The organism is Tolypothrix tenuis PCC 7101, assembly GCF_963874875.1.
Lineage (GTDB): Bacteria > Cyanobacteriota > Cyanobacteriia > Cyanobacteriales > Nostocaceae > Aulosira > Aulosira tenue.
In genome coordinates, this window is sequence record NZ_CAWNJS010000001.1 from 5,358,261 (window position 1) to 5,379,154 (window position 20,894).

At 37.7% G+C, this 20,894-nt stretch carries 16 protein-coding genes; 9 read left to right on the forward strand and 7 right to left on the reverse strand.

Features of this window, described 5'->3' with window-relative positions; translation table 11 throughout:
• Positions 1-58: 58 nt before the first annotated feature.
• The 4 genes from AACU25_RS21180 to gloB form a co-directional block, all read right to left on the reverse strand.
• Positions 59-4,189, reverse strand: coding sequence for a replicative DNA helicase (locus tag AACU25_RS21180; protein ID WP_096578992.1), 4,131 nt, complete (start codon positions 4,187-4,189; stop codon positions 59-61).
• A gap of 289 nt (positions 4,190-4,478) precedes the next feature.
• Positions 4,479-4,937, reverse strand: a complete 459-nt coding sequence (gene rplI / locus AACU25_RS21185; RefSeq protein WP_096578994.1) for a 50S ribosomal protein L9 — start codon at positions 4,935-4,937, stop codon at positions 4,479-4,481.
• 165 nt (positions 4,938-5,102) lie between these two features.
• Entirely contained in the window at positions 5,103-6,182 is a 1,080-nt protein-coding gene (locus tag AACU25_RS21190; RefSeq protein WP_096578996.1) for a DUF2817 domain-containing protein, read from the reverse strand.
• Positions 6,183-6,218: 36 nt separating this feature from the next.
• Positions 6,219-6,992, reverse strand: coding sequence for a hydroxyacylglutathione hydrolase (gene gloB, locus AACU25_RS21195; RefSeq protein WP_096578998.1), 774 nt, complete (start codon positions 6,990-6,992; stop codon positions 6,219-6,221).
• A 374-nt stretch (positions 6,993-7,366) separates the two neighbouring features.
• On the opposite strand from gloB, the gene AACU25_RS21200 reads away from it, so the two are divergent.
• The 9 genes from AACU25_RS21200 to AACU25_RS21240 all read left to right on the forward strand — a co-directional run bounded on the left by AACU25_RS21200 (position 7,367) and on the right by AACU25_RS21240 (position 17,356).
• Entirely contained in the window at positions 7,367-7,594 is a 228-nt protein-coding gene (locus tag AACU25_RS21200) for a hypothetical protein (RefSeq protein WP_096579000.1), read from the forward strand.
• A gap of 127 nt (positions 7,595-7,721) precedes the next feature.
• Positions 7,722-8,561, forward strand: coding sequence for a hypothetical protein (locus AACU25_RS21205; RefSeq protein ID WP_096579002.1), 840 nt, complete (start codon positions 7,722-7,724; stop codon positions 8,559-8,561).
• A gap of 74 nt (positions 8,562-8,635) precedes the next feature.
• The gene (locus AACU25_RS21210) at positions 8,636-9,742 is read left to right on the forward strand and encodes a glycosyltransferase family 4 protein (RefSeq protein ID WP_096579004.1); all 1,107 of its coding nucleotides are present in this window, start codon (positions 8,636-8,638) and stop codon (positions 9,740-9,742) included.
• 179 nt (positions 9,743-9,921) lie between these two features.
• Positions 9,922-12,252 carry an ATP-binding cassette domain-containing protein gene (locus tag AACU25_RS21215; RefSeq protein ID WP_096579006.1) on the forward strand — a complete coding sequence of 777 codons (2,331 nt, stop codon included), beginning with the start codon at positions 9,922-9,924 and terminating at the stop codon, positions 12,250-12,252.
• On the forward strand, positions 12,245-13,453 hold the full coding sequence (locus AACU25_RS21220) for a glycosyltransferase family 4 protein (RefSeq protein ID WP_096579007.1): 1,209 nt from the start codon (positions 12,245-12,247) through the stop codon (positions 13,451-13,453). The genes AACU25_RS21215 and AACU25_RS21220 overlap by 8 nt, the downstream gene beginning before the upstream one ends.
• Positions 13,454-13,470: 17 nt before the next feature.
• Positions 13,471-14,433 (forward strand): glycosyltransferase family 10 domain-containing protein, encoded by a 963-nt coding sequence (locus AACU25_RS21225; protein WP_190445724.1) that lies wholly within the window; start codon positions 13,471-13,473, stop codon positions 14,431-14,433.
• Positions 14,434-14,436: 3 nt separating this feature from the next.
• On the forward strand, positions 14,437-15,414 hold the full coding sequence (locus tag AACU25_RS21230; protein WP_096579009.1) for an Npun_R2821/Npun_R2822 family protein: 978 nt from the start codon (positions 14,437-14,439) through the stop codon (positions 15,412-15,414).
• Between the two features lie 3 nt (positions 15,415-15,417).
• Positions 15,418-16,308 (forward strand): Npun_R2821/Npun_R2822 family protein, encoded by an 891-nt coding sequence (locus tag AACU25_RS21235; RefSeq protein ID WP_096579011.1) that lies wholly within the window; start codon positions 15,418-15,420, stop codon positions 16,306-16,308.
• Positions 16,309-16,324: 16 nt separating this feature from the next.
• On the forward strand, positions 16,325-17,356 hold the full coding sequence (locus tag AACU25_RS21240; protein WP_096579013.1) for an Npun_R2821/Npun_R2822 family protein: 1,032 nt from the start codon (positions 16,325-16,327) through the stop codon (positions 17,354-17,356).
• Between the two features lie 98 nt (positions 17,357-17,454).
• Here AACU25_RS21240 and AACU25_RS21245 read toward each other — a convergent pair whose 3' ends face one another.
• From AACU25_RS21245 to AACU25_RS21255, 3 genes are all read right to left on the reverse strand, one after another.
• The gene (locus AACU25_RS21245) at positions 17,455-18,339 is read right to left on the reverse strand and encodes a hypothetical protein (RefSeq protein WP_190445725.1); all 885 of its coding nucleotides are present in this window, start codon (positions 18,337-18,339) and stop codon (positions 17,455-17,457) included.
• Positions 18,340-18,658: 319 nt separating this feature from the next.
• Complete coding sequence (locus AACU25_RS21250; protein WP_096579017.1) at positions 18,659-19,033, reverse strand: hypothetical protein; 375 nt, start codon at positions 19,031-19,033, stop codon at positions 18,659-18,661.
• 50 nt (positions 19,034-19,083) lie between these two features.
• Positions 19,084-20,808 (reverse strand): ABC1 kinase family protein, encoded by a 1,725-nt coding sequence (locus AACU25_RS21255; protein WP_096579019.1) that lies wholly within the window; start codon positions 20,806-20,808, stop codon positions 19,084-19,086.
• Between the last annotated feature and the right edge of the window lie 86 nt (positions 20,809-20,894).

Sequence of the window (20,894 nt, forward strand, 5' to 3'; positions counted from 1 at the left end):
GGGACTGGGGATTGAATTCTGTTCTAGCCCCAGTAATCAATCATTTAATAATTACTAGTTAATAATTATTTGGTCTTGCTAGGTTTTTAAACTTTGTAAACTGAGGATCGAATAACAGTTTAACTGTACCTGTTGGGCCGTTACGGTGTTTAGCTACTATCACTTCTGCAATACCGCGATCGGGGCTATCATTATTGTAGTAATCGTCTCTATACAACATAATTACTAAATCCGCATCCTGTTCAATTGAATTGTGAACAATAATATTGTTAGCAACAAAGTTGTGTAAACGAGGAACTGTTAGGTCAAAAACTTCTTCCTCTCCACTAAATTCAATTAAAACTATTTCATCCCAATAAACATCACTGTTGGCAAGGGTAAGCATTTCATTTGATTGAACAATCTTGCCAACTTTTAACGCTCTTTCTCTACTTAAATTTGCTTTGTAAAGTGTAGAACCACAATAGGATTGTCCCAGGCAAGATTGTATTTCTCTTGTTGTCATACCAATACTTTGCATGGCAGGTACAACTTGTGTTTTCCAAACCTCTTTGGGTATTACATCTCTGTTAGGGTTATGAATGCAATTGTCAAGGTGTTCAGATATTTTTTGTAATGACCCTAGTTTGTATTGACCTACCGCTCCAATTTTTTTAATAAATAATTCAAGATCAATTTTGCCAGTAATTATGACATGATACTGATTTCTACCCTTACCAGGTTGAGGAATAATTTTGAGTTTTGCATTAATGCCTAATCTTAATAAAAGTGTCTGAACATCAAAAGCTAGTATTTCGCTGCTACTTGCATAATATGCAATAGGTCTTGGTTTTTTACCAGCCACTAACTGTATAGAACCATCTGTACTCCAAAGATGCCTTAGAAAACAAGCTATTAACTCTTGAGGTTGTGAAAACAATTCTTGAGGTAGGAATTTTTCGTAAGATCTTAAACCAAAAACACCGAGCGATTCTAACCATTTCGCTACTGGATTTCTCACATTATGAGTTAGGTGCTCTGCTGCCGACAAGTAAACTTGATACCAGCTACGTTCAGGTGAAATTCTAGGAACAATTGCATCTCCAAAAACTTCTTTTGCTAAGAAAGCAACATTCTCGGCTAAATCTATCTCTCTAGTTGTGTACTGTATGGCATGACGTGGCAATGTACAACCGTCACCAATTAAATGCCCTAATAATGCAACCTCAGCATAAGTCATGGTTAGTTGCCCTGGAATGGGTACAGACCTGGGTAAACATAGATGTTGTTTAGGGCTTAGTTTATCTAGCCTACACCAACCATTAATAGTTAAAAATTTGTGATTAGCTGTAGCTCGAATTTTTCGCCCCAATCGAGTTTTTAAAGTAAATACAGGCTTCACTCCTGTAGAAAAGGCATTACTAACTATTGCCTTTTCTAACTGCATTGTCGCTTCATTTAATGCCAAAACTGAAAAGCCAGATTTGCCTACTAAATTACGAATTGGTACTTGTACGCCAGTATCTGCTAAGGTCACTAAACTATCGCCAGTTAAACATCCAGATTCTCTTAAATCTGACAACATTGGGCGTTTATTAGTACGTGCTTCCACCCCTCGACTTAGCTGAGATAAAGCAATAACTGGAACCGATAATTCCCGCGCTAAACCTTTTAAAGAACGTGTAATTTTAGATAATTCTTGTACACGATTATCACCTGCTCCTTCCATTAATTGCAAGTAATCTATCACAATTAAACCCAAATCCATGCCTTGTTCTGCTTGTAGCCGTCGCGCCTGACTCCGCATTTGGGTTACTGTAATATTTGGCGTGTCATCAATAAAAATTGGCATCTCCGAAAGCATACCAATAGCGCGGCTTAAAGGTTCCCATTGCGCTTGACTAAGCCTGCCACTTCTTAAATAACCACTTTCAATTCCTGCTTCACTAGCTAATAGACGCTGCACTAGCTGTTCTTTAGACATTTCTAAACTAAAAACAGCGACTGGCATTCTATGAGAAGCAGCAATATTATAAGCAAGGTTAAGGCAGAAAGCAGTATTGTGAACACATATATCATTAGCGACAAAATTGTGTGTTTCTGGAATAGTTAAGTCATAAACTTGCTTATAACCTACCGACTCAATAGAAACTATTTCATCCCAATATACATCACTTGTTGCTAACTGTTGAAGTGGCAAATTGTCTAAAGCAGTAGCTAACATCCACAGTCTTTGTCGGCTAACAGCACGTTTACCAACGTGCATATTTGTATAACCTTGAATACCAGCACGTACAGCTAAACTACCCCAACTTTCGCTACCTTTTGCTACGGCTATTTGTTGCCAAATTTCTACAGGTATTAAGTCACGATTAGGTTGATATTTTCTTTGAGATATTGCATTTGCAACTTTGGCTAATGCTGCTTCTTTACTAAAGATACCTATTTCTGAGATAAAAGTTTTAATAGATAAGGCATCAGTAATATCTAATTGCCATGCTGGTCTACGAGTGTTATTGTACTTGACTGAACGTTTTTTTAAAGAGGCAATGATGCCAAACCTTAATAAAAGATGTTGGATTTGTCTTGCTAGTTTCTCACTAACTGTTCCATATCCTAACTGAGATTGACCACTAGCCAGGACTGTAGCCCATCCATCTGTAGCGAAAAGACGGTTTAGGAATAAAGATAATTGCGATCGCTCTAATTTAAAAATAATTGATGGGATAGTTTTAGCATGAGCATCTTTACCCCATAAACCTAATTCCTCTAACCAAACTGTCAAAGCATTTTTACTAGACTTGCTAATGCTAGAAAATCCATGAGGTGCAAATTCTGCTGGTTCTAATTGCAGAATTGTACATAATCTGGCAAAAGTTTCAAAATTTGGGACACACTCACCTTGTTTCCATATACAAAGTAAAGATGGAGTTACCCCCAATTCCTGACTCAACTTTTTAGCCGATACACCTTGAGACTGCATCATAGTTTGTAAGCGTTGAGCAAAAAGCTGCCTTTGAATAGTAATAAACTCTAAATCTCCTCGCACACAAAAAGATGGTGTACGTTGTCCTTGAGAAGTTTCACAACGCACTTTCAAACCACCAAAATCTGTAACTGCTTGTGAGAAATCTGCTTGGATTAATGGATTACTATTGATAAATCGGGCATTGCTATTGGTTAATCCGCCATCACCAATTAAATATGCTAATAATTTGACTTCACACTCACGGAGATTTGCTGTGCCGAACACATCTATTTTTCGAGGTACGGCAATTTTATCACCTACTTTTAAATTCGCTAATTGCTGCCAACCTTGAATTGTCAAATATGGATGGGTGAGAGTTGTCTCAATCGTTCTGCCTAAGCGAGTAGTCAGCCGAAAAACTGGTTTAATACCATCATCTACAAAAGCAGATGGTTTGGTAAAATTAAATTTCCAATCATTATTCAACGTCAATAAAGAGCCACGACGTTGGTTATATAATTCTTCAATTGTGGTAATTTGCCCATTTTCTAAAACAATTTCTGAATCAAAGCTGAGGCATTTTCCCATTGCAGGCCTTGCAGCCACAATAATCAAATCAGAACGCTGAAATCCACTAGTAAGGGCATCTAAATCGTAAAAACTACAAGTAATTCCAGGTAAGGCAATGCCTTGATTTCGCTCTTCAATATCCTGAAAATTACTAATTAATGTATCAGAAATATGAACTAATCCTGATTGGGCACGTTCTTGAGTAATACCAAATACTTTTTGTTCTGCTTGATCTAAAACAATTGGTAATTCTTTCTCAGTTTCATAACCCAGATGGACAATTTCATTACCAGCTTTAATTAACTGTCGCCGCTGGTATTTATCCATGACTAAGCTTGCTAAAGCGTCAATATTAACGGCTGACACTGTGCGATCTACAAGGGTAGCTAATTTATTTCTCCCACCAATCCGATTCAGCAAATCGTGATCGGCTAGCCAACTTGTCACCGCGAGTAAGTCTGTAGGTTTACCCTGTGCGTGCAGTCGCAATGCTGCTTGGTAAATATCTTTATGGGCGCTAATGTAAAAAGCTTCGGCAACTAAGCGATCGCTGACTCTTCCAATCGCTTCTGGATCTAGTAGAATTCCCCCCAAAATCGCTTCTTCTGCCTCAATATTTTGGGGTGGAAGGCGATCGCTACCATTGCCCTGAAAACTTAGTTCTTCAGCCATAAGCGATGTTCAACTGGCGAGCCAGATGGCGTTATTACCTTGATGATCAAAAATTGCCAATAATTCGTAATTGTGAATTCGTAATTCCTAATTAGTCCGTAGATGAATTTAGTAACTAGAAATCAGCAAAAATATTTGTCTTGTTACCTCAACAAATGAGCTGATTCTGCATCTTAAATAAATTACGAATTACTCTTCGGGTTCGGCAGTTACTTAACTTGGGGAGACCCCAAGACTGTACTGCCTCACAAACTACGAATTACGAATTACGAATTAGTAATTAATTCAGTTAGCTAGCAACAACTTCAATGGTTACTTGTGCGGTTACTTCTGAATGTAGCTTAATTTCAGCTTTGTAAGTGCCAAGGTGGTTAATATCGGGGAGGGTAATACCGCGACGATCAATTTCTTGATTGGTAGCTGCTTGAATTGCATCTGCAACGTCTTGAGCGGTAACAGTACCGAAAATAGCTTCATTTTCACCAACTTGCTTGGCAATTTTCAAGTTGCCAATTTTTTCTAAAGCTGCTTGTTGTTCTAAAGCTTGTTGTCTCAGCTCTAATTGCCGTTGACGTTCTTGTTCACGACGACGTTCTACTTGCTTGAGAATACCAGGAGTAGCATGAGTTGCTAATTTTTGCGGAATTAGATAATTACGAGCATAGCCAGGAGCTACATCTACTAAATCGCCTAATTTTCCCAGCTTACTCACATCTTGAGTTAAAACTAACTGTACGCGTTTCGCCATTGTTTTTCGTTTTCCTGTAGAATCTCATTAACTTGGGTTGCAGCCGGATAGCTCACAGATGTGTAGCTGTATCCCAAGCGGCTTGGTCAATACCCTAAAGCTTACAGATCCTAGCGAATCGCAGGGTGCGATCGCAACTATTAGGGTGCAAAAAAATTGTATTGCTTATAGCGCCGCGATCGCGCGATCTACCAAATCTAGTCCTTTAGAGACTACCGCATTCCGCCAACCCATATCCGCAGGCACAAAAACTTCCATTAAGCGCTGGCTTGTCGATTCTTTAGATGGGTGATTTGCTGGCGAAAAGAAATGAGCGCGGTTTTCGGCTCGTAATGCCTCCACTACTTGAATTACTGAATAAGTACCAAATTCTGCGGTAAGATACCTGTAATTACATTGGGCAACTTTTGCCTGACACCAATTTCCCAATCCTCCACGAAACTTGTAAGCAACTTTTCTGGCTAGATAAGGTTCCACATAATTCGCGCCAAACTTCGCAATTAGCCATTGGGTAGACTCAGACTCCGGCGGATAATCAATGAAAAGTTTATAAGTAGCTTTCTTACCTAAGCCTGTATGTAAATCAAGATGTACTACATCTGTGGCATTCCCCACCCACCGAGCAAAATTAGCATCAAGAATCTGATAAGTCTTTGAGGGTTGATGTCCGCCAAAAAATAACCCTTGGGGAAAATCATATTGTCCTACTGGTAGCGTGCTGGTTAAAGAATTGATGCCATAGCGAAGAATAATCGCGATCGCTTTTAGCAGAAAGAGCTCAAACTGAGATGGTGGTGAAGTTGGGTTGAAAAAAGCATTTAACTCACCATACTTTGCTGGACTTCCGCAGTAGGCTTCCCCAGGTAGCAGGAAATTACGATTGAGGTCGATATTTTCCTCATTCCATCGCCTACGCCAAGCAAAGCCGTAAGGATTCAAGGCGTGTACAAGTAATAAAGCAATCTCTTGGCTTTGATTCCAATTTACAAGACGCTTCTCTAGCAAAGTACATTGCACAGCAGAACCAAAAAATCCCTCCACGCCATGCAATCCACTGGAGACAACTACAATCTTTTGCGAGTTGGGGTTTCCTAAAAAAGCCACATCAATAGTCAAGTCTTCCCCATCTGGCCCAATTTGCTCAATGGGATATGCTTCTAAGCTACATCCCATAGCCAACGCCGCATCCCGAAATCGCTTCCGCGCTGCATTGTAATTAGGACAAAAACCAGCATCATCAAACATACAAACACCAAAAACCAAACCCCAAACACCAAATAGCTAAAATCTATCCTTCATCCCCCTAATGCGTGCAAAAGTCTGCACCGGATCGTTACTCTTAGCCGCCGATTGTAGTGTTGGTTGCTCCCAGCGTAAAAAAGGATTGGTACGCTTCTCCACCCCTATCGTTGAAGGAATGGTAGCTTTTCCCTGATTACGATACGCCTTAACTTCATCGAAGCGTTTTTGTAAGTCAGCGTTTTCACCATCAACAGTCAGGGCAAATTGTAAATTTTTTAATGTATATTCATGGGCGCACCAGACCTGTGTATTATCAGGGAGAGAGCGAAGTTTATTTAACGAATTCACCATTTGTGCAGGAGTCCCTTCAAATATACGACCACAACCCCCTGCAAATAGAGTATCGCCACAGAATAAGTCCCCTGGTTCCCCGGCTACTTCTGGGGGAAAATAGTAAGCAATGTGTGCGCGGGTATGTCCGGGAACGAAGATGACTTCAGCCATGCGATCGCCAAACTGCACATGATCGCCATCTTCAAGAAAAACTGTTTGTCCTGGGATTCTTCCCCGATCCTCGGCTCCAGCATAGACTATCGTCTCAGGAAATTTTTGCATTAACTGCTGATTACCACCCACATGATCGTGATGATGGTGGGTGTTAAAAATCGCTACTAATTTAGTGTTAAGTTCTGTCAGTTTCCTGAATACAGGTTCAGCCTCTGCAGGATCAACAGCAGCGGCGATATTTTGGGTGCGATCGTACAGCAAGAATATATAGTTATCCGAGAGTGCTTCCAGACGAATGACCTGCATAAACTCAATTTCCAAAAGAAAAGAACATCAGAGCTATCTGTACTAGCTATATAAATTATTTATATGTTGTTCATTTTAGCGGGAAAAATCATGAGACATCAGCATGAATAACCGTATTTTCCCGGTGGTGAGGGTGATAGTAATTATTAAGCAATGAGATTAATCAGTACAATTTCTCTGGAAAGAAGCATAAATGCGACGCTAGATTAATGTTGTTCTTTTTGTCAGCAAGACAATCAGAATTTCGGTCATCAGGCATCAACGATATTTGTTTAATTCAAGAAAATTTAATATTCCAAAATTTTCCTGCAAACCTTTTGTAATACAGAGGTCTAGCAAATATTGTCATGCTCAATTGCATCTATAGGAGATTTATGAATTCCCCAGCCTTGCTTTATCCAAGCATCAGTACCCCAGCAGAAACTGCTGTGAAGAAAATTGTCGATAAAATTATTTCATCAGGCATAATGAGCCGTCAAGACCATACTTTACTGACATCTACTATTTTGGCTAATGGTGATCTTACTGAGGGAGAACGCCGCCTAATTAATCGTGTCTTCGATCATATCCAAACAGGACAACTGAAATTATCGGATTGGTAATAAACAGTAAGTAATTCATTATTTTTCTGAAAGTAATGAAACTAAACCATAAAATTTAATATTTAGCGAATGCTTGTTGTTTAAGCAGCAAGCATTCGCTGTTAAATAATAAAATATTTTATCAAATATGAATTTTGAAAAAGGCTTTATTACTATTTTAACAGGAATGTATTCTTTTCAAGATTGCATTCATTTTTTGGCATCTGTGAGAAAATTTCATCAAGAGCCAATTATTATTTTAATCGACCGCGTCCCACCAATATTCTATCCTTTCCTCAAAGCTTTCAAAAATGTCATCTTAAAACCTGCACCAGCAAATGAAAATACTGTTTTAGCATCACGAGAAGCCAAGCTAGCTTTGTATGCGACTTCGCAATTTCAAAAAACCATCTACTTAGATTCAGATATTTGCTTACTCTCCAACATTGATGATGTATTTGAAGCTTTAGAAACGGAAGATTTATTATTAACTGAAGATGTACAGCCCAATATTATTAAAGCAACAAATTTATTAAGAGGTAAACAGCAAGATATATTAGCAGATGTGCTGCCAACTTTACAAGCAGTAGGTTTACCGCTGCAGGAGGATAGTATTCAATACAATGGGGGATTTATTGCCTTTAGTAAAACAGAAATAACTGCCAAATTTTTTGATGAATTCAAGCGTTATTTTGAGATTATCAAAAATAATCAAGATAAATTGCTATTAAAAGACCAAGGTGCTTTTGCAGCTGCGATCGCCACCGTTCAACCAAAGCTAAAAGTCTTACCCCCTACCTATAATTACCTCAGCAAGTGGAAGGAAGCGTACAACATTCACGAGGGTATCAAAGTGCTTCACTGTACATATCCTTACCGACCTCAATATGCAAAAGATGTGACTCGCTCTGTTTACACGAGGATATTCGATAAATTAGCTCCACTATTTCTGCCCAATCAAATTACTAACCCTTGGCGTACTAAATAATTTTAATAAATAAATAAGTGAAAAACATTTCCCTAGTATCAATAATAGTCTCTGATTTATCAAGTGCTGCTATTATGCGTGCCTACTTGTTAGGTAAAGCTATTAAAACTTTAGATATTGAGGTAGAAATTATTGGTTTTTTATTTGGTAATAAATTATATAGTGATTTACCAGCGGAATTTAAAGTCTACCATCTACCTGGTAGTAATTTTCCAAGCTTTGCTCAAGAAATTCGCAAAATTATCCCTAAAATTAAAGGAGATGTAGTTTATGCTATTAAGCCAAAATTACCAAGTTTTGGAGTAGCTTTACTAAAAAAAATATCTAGCAAAAAACCAATAATTTTAGATATAGATGACTGGGAACTTAGTTGGTATGGTGGTGATGAGTGGAAATATCAACCCACCGTTAAACAGTTAGCTAGAGACTTATTTAAACCAGATGGAGCGCTGAAAAATCCTCATCATCCTTTATATATCAAATGGATGGAGAATTGGAGAAATTATGCTGATTCTGTGACAGTACATACTCAATTTCTCCAGCAGCGTTTTGGCGGTACTTTAATTCCCAATGGCAAAGATACCTCTTTATTCGATCCGGCTAAATATGAGCCTGAAACTAGCAGAATTCGCTACGGTTTATCTGCATATAAAATTTTAATGTTTCCCGGTGCTCCTCGACCTTATAAAGGTTTAGAAGATGTTCTCATAGCGCTAGATAAAATTAATCAGCCTGACTTTAGGTTAGTAATTGTTGGCGGTAGCCCTTATGATGATTACGATCAGCAACTTCAACAAAAGTGGGGAAATTGGATTATCAAATTGCCTAATTATCCTGCTGAGATAATGCCTGATGTAGTGGCTGCTGCTCACATTATTGTTGTTCCCCAAAGAGATACACCCGAAACTCGCGCACAATTTCCTCTGAAACTTACAGATGGAATGTCAATGGCTAAACCTGTTTTATCAACAAAAGTCGGTGATATTCCCGAAATTTTAGGTGAAACTGGTTATTTAGTTGAACCTGCTAACCCAGAGCAAATTGCAACAACAATTAAATTAATATTTGAAGATTTAGATTTAGCAAATGTCCGTGGTAGAAAATCACGTGAGCGATGTATAGAAAAATATAGTGTGGAATCTATGGCTTCTCATTTAAAATCAGTAATTTTTCGGTTGTGAATATATATTTATAAAAAAAATATTAAGCTTTTAAAAAGCCTAATATTTTTTTAAATTTATCTTGTAAAGAAAATACGTATTTACCCTGAAAAAACTGATAATAAATATGAAGATTAGCCAATGTAGTGACATCGGTAATATTCGTGTTAATAATAAATAAATTATGATACGCAGAACTGATGTCTACCAAAAAATTGCTACTCAGATTTGCCAAGCCTTATCCTGGTTTGATTATTTTGACAATAATTTTAGGCTTTTCCGGAGCATTATTTAATGGTATAAGTACAACTTTAATTGTGCCAGTAATTTTAAGAATTGTCGGGCAAGAGGTAGATTTAACTAATGCGCCAAAGCTTTTAACAGCTATTATGTCTCCTTTTGATCAAGTTCCAGAAAATTACCGTATTGGGGTGATGGCTGGAGCGATTATCTTCACAATATTTTTAAAAAACTTAGCAAATTATAGCAGCAGTTTAGCATCTAGTTCTTTAAGCAGAATGCTGACATCAGATATGCGAGAGGCTGGATTAAAGTTATTACTAGATGTTGATATAGATTATTATGCAAAAACAAAAGTTGGCGATTTAATTAATAAATTAGGTGGAGAAATTGGACGTGCGTCAAGTACTTTAGGCAGTACAATCAGGTTAATTATTCTTGTAATTACAATTATCGTTTTTATCGGTTTATTGTTATCAATATCTTGGCAATTAACAATTATTTCTACGTTGTTGCTGTCGTTGGTCACTTTAATCAATCAGTCTGCTATTGCTCGTTCTCGAAAATTTGGCAAGCAGCTGAGTGAGATGTCTAGTGCATATTCAATTTCTTTATTAGAAGTCCTCAATGGTATTCGCTTAGTTAAGTCAACCGGTAACGAGTCAAGAGAATTTCAACATATTAAAAAGCTAATTCGGGCGCGCGAAAAAGCAGATTTCCAATCTCAAGTAAACTCGGAAGCGATCGGGCCTTTGAGTGAAGTCATGGGAGTCTCAGCTTTAATGCTGATTGTCTTATTAAGTAAAATTTTCTTTGCAGATCAGATAGTATCTCTTTCTGCCGTACTTCTAACCTATTTATTGGTTTTATTGCGGGTACTGCCATTAATTTCACAACTCAATTCCATTCGCAGTAGTTTTGCCAGCACAGCTACTAGTGTGGACATGGTAAGTGAATTTTTAAGCTTCACTAACAAGCCATTCATGGGCAATGGTGAGCTGACATATACAAAATTAGAAAAGGGAGTAAGTTTTAATTCATTGTCTTTTAAATACCCTGGCCATGAAAAGTTGGTGCTGCAAGATGTGACATTAGATTTACCCCGTGGTCAAACTCTGGCATTAGTAGGCGGTTCTGGAGCAGGGAAATCAACTTTAGCAGACTTGTTGCCCAGATTTTATGACCCAATAGCTGGCTCCATTACGATCGACGGTAAAGACTTGCGAGAATTTGATGTTATATCCTTGAGAAAACGGATGGGGATTGTTAGCCAAGATACCTTTCTGTTTAATGACTCAGTACGGAATAACATTTCCTATGGCAGACCGGAAGCTAGTGAAGAGGAAATTATCGCGGCTGCCAAACAGGCGAACGCATACGAGTTTATTATTAAATTGCCTCAAGGATTTGATACCTTAATTGGCGATCGCGGTGTCATGTTATCGGGAGGACAAAGGCAAAGATTAGCGATCGCTCGCGCCTTAGTCCAAAATCCGGAAATTTTAATTCTCGATGAAGCCACCAGCGCCTTAGATACCGTTTCCGAACGCCTAGTTCAAAGTGCGCTAGATGATCTCAGCCGCGATCGCACAACTGTGGTAATTGCTCACCGTCTTTCTACAGTCCAAAAAGCCGATCAAATAGCAGTCTTAGATCATGGAAAAGTAGTAGAGACAGGTACCCACGAAGAATTGTTAGAAAAAGGTGGTTTTTACTCACGCCTCTACTCCATGCAATTTGCTGATCGTCCTGATAAGAACTCACCAAGATTAAAAATCCTCAGTGCAATGCGTAAATACTCAGCGCAGGTTGCCTATCCTGAGGTTGTTACTCAATACAATCCAAGCTTAGTCCGCATTTCGCACGAAATTCGGACACAACTGAACTCAATGATTGGATTCCTCAACTTATTACTTGAGAATCTGATAGATAATGTCGAAGAGCGGCACGAAATTATTGAAGAGACCTACAAATCGGCCTGGAGAATTCTGAATATTATTGATATTTTTGACGATATTGTTAACTTGAAAACGAATAAAAGTTTACTTCCAGTTGTTGAGCAAAATCCGAACAGCTTAATCATCCAACCACCAAGTTTGATTCAGATGTCTTATGATTTTCGGACTTCGCTCAATCTTATCCGCAGTTCTATCCGTTCCCTTGCAGATAACACATCAGCCACCCCAGAAGAACAAAATCAATTAATAGAAGAATCTTATCATTCTTCCATTTATTTATTAGATAAATTAGAAAACCTCGAAGGTATTATTACTAACTATAATTATGAATAAAACTGCTTTAAAGAAGCACTATATATTTTTTGTTGGCGAAACGCTACCAAAGCCTGAAGCTCATTTAGTGCAGTCTACAAATGCAGCTAACGGAGCAGCAAATCTCGGTTACTCAACTGTTTTAGTTTATCCAAAAACACAAATCAAGACTTTAAATCCAGTTAATTTACTGCTGCCTTTTCAACCTCGACCAACACCTATAGAACTGATTAAATATTACAACCTGCATGACAAGTTAAAGGTTGCTCCTTTAGCTATGCCTTGGCCGATTGACACATTACACTATAAATTTACTAATTCCAACACTATTGCCTGTAAATATTATTTTCCGTTTCATATCCTACCAACTACCAAACTTGTCCATAGTCGCAACTGGAATTTTGTTAAAGCTGCCATTAAAAATGGTGTGCCAGCAATTTACGAACATCACCATCACGAAGATAAGCAATTTGAGCCAGAAATTATCAATCATCCACTGTTTCAAATTGCAGTTACCGTTGCCGATACCATTCGCGAATCCATGATTCAACATGGTATGCCACCTGAAAAAGTGATTAAGTTACACAATGGCTTTAATCGCTTATTTATGCAGAGACAGCCAGAAAAGGCAGAAGAATGGCGCAATAAATTATTACAACAACATTCACATTTAGTAGTTTATGCCGGAGGGTTACGGCAATTTAAAGGTATTGATGTCTTAATTGAGGTGGCTAGTGAAATGCCAAATGTACAATTTGTTTGTGCAGGTGGCAATACAGATGAAGTCGAACATTATCAAAAATTAGCCCAAGAAAAACAAGTTCATAACATTAAATTTTTGGGCTATGTCTTGCACCATGAATTAGCATCTTTACTCCAAGCCGCAGATATTTTAGCTCATCCTCATTGTTTAGGAGCAGCTGCAACTTTCACATCTCCATTAAAATTATTTGATTATTTTGCTTCTGGAACTCCCATTATCGCTACAGAAATTCCTTCATTAATAGAATTTAAAAATACCTCAGCTATTGCTGCTTGGTGTGAGCCTGATAATCCGAAAAAATTTGCTGAAGCTCTCCAGCATCTTTTAAAAACTCATCCCAGGAAAGTAGAGGGTTATGCCGATAGTATAAATTTCGTTCAGCAGTTTTCTTGGGAAAATCGAGCCGCCAAAATTTTAAGTTACGTCGATAAATCTTTGCTTCCGCCATTAATTGCTTAAGTTACTTTTAATTAATTATGAATATTAAAACTATCGGGATGATTAGCAGCTATCGAGGTCTAGAAAATAGAGCCGATTGGCTATGGCAACAAACTCCTAAGCCCTTTGGAATATGGGGAAATATCCAATTGCGTGCGCCAGCAGTTAAACCAGATTTTCTACTCATGTATCAGTTTGATTTTATCCAACCATCTCCCCAAAAATCTTGGTTAGATAAGTTACGTAAACGTCAAGCAGAGTCAACAACAGTAGATATTAATTCTTTACTGCGTGGTGTAAGTAAAGAAAGAATTATCTATTTATTGAGGGAACCACCATTAGAGGAAATTGTCGAGATTACTAATCGTAATTATCAGCAAGCTCAAAATTATTGTGGTTATGTTTCTGGCCCCGATGATTTTGCTCCAACTCCTGATTATATGCCTGCAATTTGGTACCATTCTAATTCCTTTCAGGAATTAGATGAAATGCCATGCCCCCCTAAAGTTTCTACTTGTAGTTGGATTACTTCTGGAATTAGCCGCACAGCCAATCATCGCCAACGTTTGGAATTTTTACGTTCTCTACAATCAAATGGATTTAAGTTTGATTTGTACGGTAGAAATTTACCTGTATGGGCAAATATTGCCGGAGAGCTAAGTAATAAATGGTATGGCATGGCACCCTATTTTTATAATTTAGCGATTGAAAATTATGCTGACAATAATTGGTATGTGAGTGAGAAACTTTGGGATAGTTTACTGGCTTGGTGCTTACCAATTTACTATGGTGGCCCTGCTGCTGATAAATTATTACCACCAGGTAGTTTTTTAAGATTACCTAGCTTAGATAAAAAAGGTCTTGCTTACATACAAGAAGTAACTGCTACTCCCGATGCGTGGTATGCAGCTAAAGATGCGATCGCAGAAGCACGTCAAATAATTTTACATAAACTCAATCTGCTGAATTGGTTATCAAATTTTGTAGCTCAACACTCATAAAATATGAATGGTATTTGTACTCTGGCGAATGATTATGTTTTTGACCAATTAGTAGCTTTACTCAACAGTATCGATGCAATATTAGGTTCTGAAACTCCTGTCTGTATTTATCCTTTTGATGACCAGACACAACGAATTGCTGATGAAATTACTAAGCGACCTAATGTATTTATTTACAATAACCAAGAATCTATAAATTACTGGGATCAATTTATGGTGTCAGCCGCACCAGAAAGATTGAATCGCAGTCAATCCCGACTTTATGGTGCTCATCGTCGGTTTTGTGCCTTTGATGGCCCCTTTGATAAATTTATCTATTTAGATGCTGATACTTTAGTGATGAACTCACTAGCAACAGTATTTCAAAAATTAGATAGTTATGACTTTGTTGTCTATGACTTTCAATTTAAAGATGTTAGTAAAGTATATAATACTGATTCTCCACAATTACTAAAAGTTTTTGCCAAAGACCGAATAGATTTAGAAATATTTTGTTCTGGATTTTATGCTTCTAAAAAAGGTATTTTTTCAGAAAAGCAGATAGAATCTCTAATACTATCTCTCCAGAATGGTGAAAGAAACATCTTGTATCAAGGTGCTGGCGAACAGCCTCTAATTAACTACATGGTGATGAAATCTCATCTTCCTATTTATAATTTTGCTCAACAATTACCATCTCATGAAGTAACAGGATGTTCTGTCGGCTCTAAGCATTTTGAAGAAAGAGAGCATATCCTTTATGACAAAGGTAATCGACTAACTTATCTTCATTATATTGGTATACCTCCTAACATCCATCAAGCTGTATGTACTGGTGAGAATATTGATTTTCCTTATAGAGATTTATTTCTCTACTATCGCTACTTACATGAGCCAGAAAAACGTCCAGTATTTCATGATCACCCTAAACCTTATGACGCTCCACCACCAAATTTATTCACTAGAGCTTTGAGAAAATTAAAATTAATTAACCAAGGATAATTTATGAGTAGGGGAATTTACATCGTTGCTAACGACCGAGTAATGGATAATGCGATCGCTTTACTCAATAGTATTCGCTTTTACGACCAGAAAGTTCCAGTTTATCTCATACCTTTTAATGAAAGTTATCACAAAGTTGCAGAGAAACTTAGCACTTTACATAACGTCCAACTGTTCCCAAACCTAGAATTGATTGAGCAATTCACCAACCGTATAGGTGAAATATTTGATCGAGATTTCCTAGCTTTACCCAACAAAATGCGTAAGCTGGTAGCATGGTTTGGCCCTTTAGAAGAATTTATTTATATTGATACAGATATTGTCGTTTTTGAAAGAATTGCTGACAATTTAGACAAACTTGCAGAAGTCGATTTCTTCTGCTGCGATTATCATCATGCTAATGACAAGTTACGCAACATTTTTTCGCCATTAGTAATAGAACAGCAAATTTTTTCTGATACGCAATTAGAAGATGTTTTTAACAGTGGCTTTTGGGCTTCACGCAAGGGAGCTATTACTGAGCAACAGATGGATGAAACTTTGTCTGAATGTGCTGCTCATCGCGAATATTTTGATTTTTCTGAAGGAGTGACAGACCAACCAATTTTAAATTACTTGGTTCTCAAACTCATTGCCAAACGCGGCAATCTTGTGAAAATTCCTGGCGGTGGGCCTGGTAGTTGGGCTGGTTCCCGCAGTTTTCAACAGCAAGGATATGCTCTTTATGACAGAGGACAACAACTGAAATATCTGCATTGGGCGGGAACTAAGATAAAAGCTGGTAGCCCTTATTGGGAATTGTGGGAACATTATCGCTACCTTCATGAGGGGAAATTTGCTTTTATTCCAAAATTAACTCGCCGTTTCTTTCCCTTTGTTGGAGCCCACAATTAATAATAGGAGTACGCCGATGATTGATGGTATTTACACGCTCGCTAATGATGTAGTCTATGACCAACTAGTTGCTTTACTCAACAGTATAGAAGCTAATGCTGGGAGAAAAATTCCTGTTTGTATAATTCCCTATAACGAGAAATTAGATAAGGTAAAAGCAGAAGTTGCTACCAGAGATAATGTTACTTTATTTGAAGACTATGCTTCTATAAATTACTGGGATAACTTTGCAACTCAGGTGTGGAAAAATTATCCTAGAGCACAAAAAACTTGGCGACAGTGGGGGTTCTCTGAACTCTATGAGCTACCAATGCACCGCAAATTTTGTGTTTTAGATGGCCCGTTTGAAAAATTTATTTATTTTGATGCAGATACTCTTTTAATGGGGCCTTTAGATTATGTATATGAAAAGTTAGACCACTATGATTGGGTAACTAATGATTTTCAATATAAGTCTAATTTAGATTATATTTTTGATGGCTCAGAAAATTTAATGCAGCAAGTTTTTCCTGTAGATAACTTGCAATCTCATATATTCTGTGCGGGTTGGTTTGCTGCTAAAAAAAATATTTTATCACCAGAAATATTAGCTAGTCTACAGGAAAAATTACAATCTGGTGAAGCTGATGTTATGGCTTTTATCGCCCCCGATCAATCTTTATTTAATTATATTGTATTGAGAAGTGGTATTTCTTACTATAACTTTGCTTATCACCATCCCGATCAAGTCACTGGTAATCACTGGAGTTCTAAATTTGATGTAGTCGATAATGTTTTATACGATCAAGGAAGAAGGTTGACATACTTGCACTATATGAGTATAGGTTCATCAGCTTTTACTAAACTTTGTGCTAGTGAAGATATCAATATTCCCTATCGAGAAGTGTTTTTACATTATCGTTATTTAAAATCACCAGAAACTAGACCACAAAGCTTTAAGCGTCCCAGCTTGATTTTAAAGTTGCAACAAAATACTACAGATTTCTTCAAGCAAAAAATCGCTAATATTAAGCTCAATTATCGCAATTTTAGAGATAATCTCACTTGATAGATAGGCTGTAATAGATTGTAAAATGAGCCCTCAATCAGGTGCGTTAGCCAACACTAACGCACCTGAAAAATTTTAGACTATTATTAGTATGGTAACTAGCGGTAATAAAAATTAAAATTATTCAGACTTACTATTCTTAAATAGAAATAGCGATAATAATAACCGATAAATTTCTCAAGTCTACGCTTTATTTTTTGTAAGAGAGAACTTTGGCGATATTCAATTGCTTCATGTTGCTGAAAATAAATTAAAGTATCATCTGCATTTGCTTGACCCTTTTTGATTTTCTGCATTTGCACCCAATCTTTAAAGTAAACAATCTCCTGCATCGCATCCCATTGAACTTGTAACCCCGCCTTAGCCGCAGCCATTCCTATTGCATAGCCTTCCGCACCATAAAATCCATTTAGCTCACAGTAAAGTGCGATATTGTTCCAGTGGTTGAGAAATTCTATTTCTTTTCCATCTTGCCTCGTAATCACAAATAGCATTTCCATCACAAACTGGATGTTAGTATCTTCTAAATCTAAATCTAGCTTTTTCGCTAACTTTCTCAGAATTTCTATATCTCTAATTCGCTTTGGTTTATATTTATCATTTACTGAATCAATATAAACTTGATTATGTTTAGCAATACTAGTACAACTGATAGCAGTTATCCCAGGTAGCCATTTCATTTCTGATAAAAATTTATCTAATATTCTGATATCTGCATCTACAAATATACAACTATTAAATAGTGATAGAGCTTTAGCAATTACAAATCTTTTATCATGGTAACATCCAATACTCTGTTGTTGATGTTTAAAGGCTAGAACATGAGAGTATTTACTAAATTCTTGGGGCTTATCTGTTAAAAGAAGTAAATATATCCCTGGTAAATTTTTCTCAATATCTTGAGCCAATAGGAGAGCATGAGAGCGGTATCTTTCACCTAAGGCTAAACTACAAAAACAAACTTCTTGTTGCTCTTGCTGCATTGGCTTTAAATTGCTATTTAACATACTAAAAGTATGAATTTTTATTGTCTGAGCGTCTAACTAAGTATTATATTTACATAAACAATACATTCATGCTATAGTGATATTACGTATTGTGCAATTATTCTAAAATTTAGATTTTCATTTATCAGCAATAATAAATATCAAAATAGTAATTTTTTAAGTTAGTAAGTGGTATTGATCAAAGCCTTTTCTCAACATGGTATTAGATGATAGGAATTTATTCATAAAAAATAGCTGCTAGACATTAGTATCTAGCAGCTATTTTTATTAATAGTAGGAGTAAATTTTGCGGTCTCTAAGATAAAGAATCTAAATCTAGAGATTGCATACCTCGGCGTTCTACAAACTCCAGCATACTTCCCAATTGCCACCAAACTAACAAACAAGTTAACAAACTCATTGGCAAGCCAACACCTAAAGCTAGGATCGGGGGAAAGCCAAATATCTCGAAACCGGAACAAAGAAACAGGCAAACACCACCTGTTATTCCCAGAAATGGCACAATAATTTGCTTCCAGGCGGAATGAGGTTTGATATTTTCTGCGCTCTTGCTTGGCCATTTCTGAACAATTACTTTTAAAGTACCAGATAAGGCGATTCCAGAAGTGATAGCGATTAATAAACCAACAACTAGTAGGAAATACGGTGGATGCAGAGGGTAATAGTACATGAAAACTCCTAATTGGTAGGGAAATTTAAAAGTAATTGTGGTTTGAGTTGTTAGTTTTGGTTTGGTGCTGAATTACCACCAAAAGTCATAAATGATGTAGCTCTAGGTATAATTGCTGCTGCACCTTCTCTCGATAACTCTGTTAAAAAGCCGATCGCAACATTGAATAAGCGATTTGGCTGTAGGTCATCTTTGACTAGGTTCCACAGACGTTGAACTTCTTCTGTATGCAGACGGTCATCTTCGGTGAGTGCTAGCACTAATTGCTGACGCAGAAATTTACCTTCTTCAGACAGCAGAAATTGCAATCCCATTTGGGCTGTAGGTAGCACATCAAAACTGCCGTCGGTACGTGCGATCGCAATTAGGTTTTCTAAGCGCTGCCACTGGAATTTACTATCTTTAAACAGTACATTCAGTAACCGTCGCCGTAGTTCGGGAGATTCGCCTGTTAGTAAGCGGCGGGCAATATAGGGATAGCCTACTTCCACAATTTTGAAATTGGGATTGAGACTGAGAGCAATACCTTCTTGGGTAACTAGAGAACGAATAATCAAAGCAAACTTTGCTGGTACTCGGAATGGATATTCGTACATCAATTCCGAAAATTCATCGGTAATGGTTTTGAAGTTAAAATCTCCAACATTTTTACCGATGGCGTTACCCAATACAGATTCTAATGCTGGGACAATCGGGCAAATATTTGTGTTTGGTGTCAGAAAACCTAACTTTACGAAATCTGCTGCTAAGTCAGAGTAGTCTTTGTTAACCAAATGCACTAAGGCATCCACTAGAGTTTCTTTAGTGGTTTCCTCTAGCTGATCCATCATCCCAAAATCTATGTAAGCCATGCGACCATCAGGCATAGCAAACAAATTGCCTGGATGGGGGTCTGCATGGAAGAATCCATGTTCTAATAGCTGTTGTAAACCGGAGGTCACACCAATTTTGATGATGTCTTCTGGATCTAAACCTGCGGCGCGAATGCTTTGAGTATCGGTTAGCTTGTAGCCGTTAATCCATTCCAGGGTTAAAACACGGCTATTAGTATAACGCCAATAAATGCTGGGAACTTTGACGCTGGGGTCATCGCGGAAGTTATGAGCAAATTTTTCCGCGTTGCGCCCTTCATTGATGTAATCAATTTCCTCAAATAACTTGGTGCCAAACTCGTCCACAATTAAGGTGAGGTCGTGACCGAGATTGAGAGGTAACCAAGGCGCTAGCCAAGCGGCCGCCCAGCGCATGAGATACAAGTCCTTGGTCAAAATTGGCCGTAAGTTGGGGCGTTGCACCTTCACGGCTACTTCTTCGCCACTTACCAAACGTCCACGATAAACTTGACCCAAGCTAGCTGCTGCTACAGGTTGAGGTGACAGTTCACTAAATGCTTCTTGAACTGGGCGATTTAGTTCCGCCTCGATAATTCGGTAGGCTAAATCATTATCGAACGGCGGTAACTGGTCTTGCAGCTTGACTAATTCTTCTAAGAAATCCTTACGTATTAAGTCAGGCCTAGTCGATAGGGCTTGACCAACTTTAATGAAAGTGGGGCCAAGGCGAGTGAGCAGTTCTCGTAATTGAGTGGCGCGTTTACTCTTGTTCTGCTCTTCTAGATTTTGCCATTCATCCCACTTCAAACTAATAATAAATCCAGCAAAAGACCAGATAATTGTCAGTATTCGGCCCCAGGCTAGCCAGGGACGGTAACGATAATAACTAGCGATCGCGTCTGGATTGTAGCGCCTTAGCTGAGCAGATTGATACTGACCCACGCTTTTATTTGCCTCTTCAACTGGGAAATTTACACTTTTTTTGGTTTCCAAGACTACATACTAAATGCAGGTATGGGATACCGATA